The organism is Roseicyclus sp., from assembly GCF_052168335.1.
GTDB lineage: Bacteria > Pseudomonadota > Alphaproteobacteria > Rhodobacterales > Rhodobacteraceae > Roseibacterium.
This window is the reverse complement of sequence record NZ_JBQLZP010000265.1, coordinates 1-4,101: the sequence shown is the minus strand read 5'-3', so window position 1 is coordinate 4,101 and position 4,101 is coordinate 1. Positions and strand designations below refer to the sequence as shown.

At 69.9% G+C, this 4,101-nt stretch carries 4 protein-coding genes and 1 pseudogene; 1 reads left to right on the top strand and 4 read right to left on the bottom strand.

What is annotated here, in order from left to right:
- Window positions 1–216 (top strand): annotated as a pseudogene (locus ACTS11_RS08020) (DUF6544 family protein); the annotation flags it as partial.
- A 31-nt stretch (window positions 217–247) separates the two neighbouring features.
- Here the strand turns inward: ACTS11_RS08020 and arsB are convergent.
- The 4 genes from arsB to ACTS11_RS08000 all read right to left on the bottom strand — a co-directional run.
- Entirely contained in the window at window positions 248–1,255 is a 1,008-nt protein-coding gene (arsB, locus tag ACTS11_RS08015) for an ACR3 family arsenite efflux transporter (protein ID WP_442639801.1), read from the bottom strand.
- Window positions 1,252–2,457: an organoarsenical effux MFS transporter ArsJ gene (gene arsJ / locus ACTS11_RS08010; RefSeq protein ID WP_442639802.1), complete on the bottom strand. Its 1,206-nt coding sequence runs from the start codon at window positions 2,455–2,457 to the stop codon at window positions 1,252–1,254. The genes arsB and arsJ overlap by 4 nt, the downstream gene beginning before the upstream one ends.
- A gap of 56 nt (window positions 2,458–2,513) precedes the next feature.
- Complete coding sequence (locus tag ACTS11_RS08005) at window positions 2,514–3,512, bottom strand: ArsJ-associated glyceraldehyde-3-phosphate dehydrogenase (RefSeq protein ID WP_442639800.1); 999 nt, start codon at window positions 3,510–3,512, stop codon at window positions 2,514–2,516.
- Window positions 3,509–4,101 (bottom strand): arsenate reductase ArsC (locus tag ACTS11_RS08000; RefSeq protein ID WP_442639799.1); only part of this gene is annotated, 593 nt, incomplete at its 5' end. The genes ACTS11_RS08000 and ACTS11_RS08005, both read right to left, overlap by 4 nt.

Below are 4,101 nucleotides of genomic sequence, written 5' to 3'. Positions count from 1 at the left end.
CCCGTGACGGTGACATTCCAGCGCTGGAGCAACGCGAACCCCGAGGGCGTGCATCGGCTTCAGCCCTTCGGCGGGATCCTCTCGGATTTCCGCGAGGTGCAGGGCTTTCGCCTGCCCTTCCGCGTCGAGGCCGGCAACATGTTCGGAACCGAGGCGTATTTCCCCTTCTTCCTCGCCGACGTGCAGGAGATCCGGTTTCCGCAACGCGCGCGGTAGGCCATGCCCCGCGCACCCGAAGCGGGCCCTTTCAGGCGAAGCGGGCGCGCGTGCGGTTGGCGAAGGCCACGAGCGACAGCATTACCGGCACCTCGACAAGGACGCCCACGACGGTCGCGAGCGCGGCGCCCGAGTTCAAACCGAAGAGGCTGATGGCGACGGCGACGGCGAGCTCGAAGAAGTTCGATGTCCCGATCAGCGCGCAGGGCGCCGCGATCCGGTGCGGCACGCGGAGCGCGAAGGCCGCGGCATAGGCCAGCGCGAAGATGCCGTAGGACTGGATCAGGATCGGCACCGCGATCAGCGCGATGACGAGCGGACGGTCGAGGATCACCTGTCCCTGGAGGCCGAAGAGGATCGCCACCGTCGCGATCAGGCCGACGACGCCCCAGGGCTTCACCCGGTCGCGGAACGCTGCGATGCGCGCCTCGGTGCCAAGTCGTGCCCGTGTCCAGAGGCCGGCGGCAAGCGGCAGCGCGACGAAGAGCACGACGGACAGGATCAGCGTCTCCCACGGCACGACGATGTCCGTGACGCCGAGGAGGAAGGCGACGATCGGCGCGAAGGCGAAGACCATCACGACGTCGTTCACCGAGACCTGGAGGAGCGTGTAGCCCTCGTCCCCGCGCGTGAGCTGCGACCAGACGAAGACCATCGCCGTGCAGGGCGCCGCGCCGAGCAGGATCAGCCCCGCGATGTACTGCTGCGCGTCCTCGGGCGCGATGAGGTCCGCGAAGACGACCTCGAAGAACAGGACGCCGAGCGCCGCCATGGTGAAGGGCTTGATCAGCCAGTTGACGGCCAGCGTGATGGCGAGACCCTTCGGCTGGCGGGCCACGTCGCGCAGGCTGCGGGGATCGACGCCCACCATCATCGGGTAGACCATCGCCCAGATCAGGACCGCGACGACGAGGTTGACGCGGGCGACCTCGGCCGCGGCGATGGCCTCGACCAGGCCGGGCGCCGCCGCACCGATGCCGATGCCCGCCAGCATGGCGAGCGCGACCCAGACCGTCAGGTAACGCTCGAAGACGCTCATGCCGGGGTGGCCTCCGGGTGCTCCGCCCTGAGGCGGCCGGCGGCGAGCGCGGAGAGCGCGACCATCACCGTGGCCGTGCCGAGCATGAGCGGCAGCCCGCCCCACTGGTAGGTCAGCCCCGACAGGACCGTCCCGGCGAGCCGGCCGCCCGCGTTCGCCATGTAGTAGAAGCCCACGTCCATCGTCACCCGCTCGGCCCTGGTGAAGGCGAGGATGAGGTAGGAGTGCAGCGCGGAGTTCACCGCGAAGACGCCCCCGAAGACGAGGAGGCCCGCCACCAGCGTCGCGGTCAGCCAGGGCTCCGGCCCGGAGGAGGCGAGCGCGGCGGCGGTCAGCGCGGCCGGGATGGCCGCGAGCGCCCAGGCCCAGCCGCGCGCGCGGCCGACGAGGTCGCGCTCGGGCGTGGTGGCGGCGCGCAGGAGCCTCGGGGCCGAGGCCTGCACCGCGCCGTAGAGGATGATCCAGAGCGCCATGAAGCTGCCGATCATGAAGAAGGCCGCGCGGTTGCCCGCGACCGTTCCGTCCGAGAGCACGGCATAGAAGTAGATCGGGATGCCGACGACGAACCAGACGTCCCGCGCCCCGAAGAGGAAGACGCGCGCCGCGCTCAGCCAGTTGACGTTGGCCGACTTCGAGAAGACCTCGGAGAACTTCGCGCCCTTGCGGCCCCCGGGCAGGCCCGGCGGCATGGCGAGGAGCACGGCGAACAGGATCAGCGCGAGCACCGCCGCCATCGCGAGCACGGCCCAGACGAAGCCGACCGTGGCGAGCAGCGCGGCCCCGAGGAGGAAGCCGAGCCCCTTCACCGCGTTCTTCGATCCCGTCAGGATCGCGACCCAGCGGAAGAGCCCGCCCTTCTCGGTCGGCGCGAGGATCTTCACGGCGGACTTGGAGGACATCTTGGCCAGATCCTTGGCCACGCCCGACGCCCCCTGCACCACCATGACGAAGGCGACCGACGCGCCGATGGCCCAGGCCGGATCGAGCTGCGTCAGCGCCAGCAGCGCCAGGACCTGAAGCCCGAGCCCCGCGTAGAGCGTCGAGGTCAGCCCGAAGCGCGCGGCGATCCATCCGGCGGACAGGTTCGTCACCATCCCCGCGATCTCGTAGAGCACGAAGAGATACGCGAGCTGCACCGGCGTGAAGCCGAGCGTGTGGAAGTGGAGGAGCACCAGCATCCTGAGCGCCCCGTCCGTCAGCATGAACGCCCAGTAGGAGGCGGTGACGGCGATGTATGCCGAGAGGCCCTCGGGTCGGCTCACAGCGAGGCCCCGACCATCAGCGCGACGTCGACGAGGCGGTGGGCATAGCCCATCTCGTTGTCGTACCAGGCGTAGACCTTCACCTGCGTGCCGTTGACGACCATGGTGGAGGGCGCGTCGACGATGGAGGAGCGCGTGTCGTTCGTGTAGTCCGCCGAGACGAGCGGCCGCTCCTCGTAGCCGAGGATGCCCCGGAGCGGCCCCTCCGCCGCCGCGCGGAAGAGGGCGTTCACCTCCTCCACGTCCGTCGTGCGCGTCATCTCGAAGACGCAGTCGGTGATCGAGGCGTTCAGGAGCGGCACGCGCACCGCATGGCCGTTCAGCCGGCCCTCGAGCTCGGGGTAGATCAGCGTGATCGCCGTGGCGCTGCCCGTCGTCGTGGGGATCAGCGAGTTCAGCGCCGACCGCGCGCGCCGCAGGTCCTTGGCGGGCCGGTCCACGATGGTCTGCGTGTTCGTCACGTCGTGGATCGTGGTGATCGAGCCGTGGCGGATGCCGATGGCCTCGTGCAGGACCTTCACCACGGGCGCAAGACAGTTCGTCGTGCAGGAGGCCGCCGTGACGATCCGGTGCGCAGCGGGATCGTAGATATCGTGGTTGACGCCATAGACGATGTTGGCGGTCGGCCCGTCCTTGACCGGCGCCGAGACCACCACCTTGCGCACGCCCGCGTCGAAATAGGGGGCGAGCTTGCCCTCGGTCTTGAAGGCGCCGGTGCAGTCGATGACCACGTCCACCCCGTCGAGCGGGAGTTGGCCCAGGTCCTTCGTGCCGACGAAGGGCAGCCTGCGCCCGTCGATCGTGACGCTCTCCGCGTCGCTTTCGAAGGCGGCGTCCCACCGCCCGTGGACGGTGTCGAACTCCAGCAGATGCGCGTGCATCGCCGGGTCGCCGACGCCGTCGTTGATCCAGGCGATCTCGGCCCCCCGCTCCAGCAGCGGGCGGAGCGCGAGCTTCCCGATCCGGCCGAGACCGTTCAGCGCGTAGACGGTCATGCGGGCTCTCCGGCGGACATGCGGCCGATGTCGTCGACGGCGGACTGGAGCGAGATGCGGTCCAGCGCGTCGAGGGGCAGCGCCGTGAAGGCGAGGATGCGGTTGCGGAGCGCGCCATAGGCCTGCTGGAAGGCCAGCGCCTTCTCGGCGTCGGTGCCTTCGGCCTTCACCGGGTCCGGCATCCCCCAGTGGGCGCTTACCGGCTGACCGATCCAGGGCGGGCATTCCTCGTTCGCGGCCTGGTTGCAGACGGTGAAGACGAAGTCGAAGCGCGGCGCACCCTCGCCCTGGAACTCCGCCACGTTCTTGGCGCGCAGGACGGAGACGTCGTGGCCCTTCTGCCGCAGAACCTCGAGCGCGAAGGGGTTGAGCTCGGAGCGCGGGCGCGTCCCGGCGGAATGGGCCTCGAACCTGTCGCCCCCCTCCTTGCGGAGGATCGACTCGGCGAAGATCGAGCGGGCGGAATTGCCGGTGCAGATGAACAGGACCTTGTAGGTGCGATCCGACATGGCGGGGGCTCCTTCGGAGGCGGGGGTGGGGACGGGAAGGCACAGCTCCGGACGGCCGCGGCAGCAGTCGAGGAGCAGGT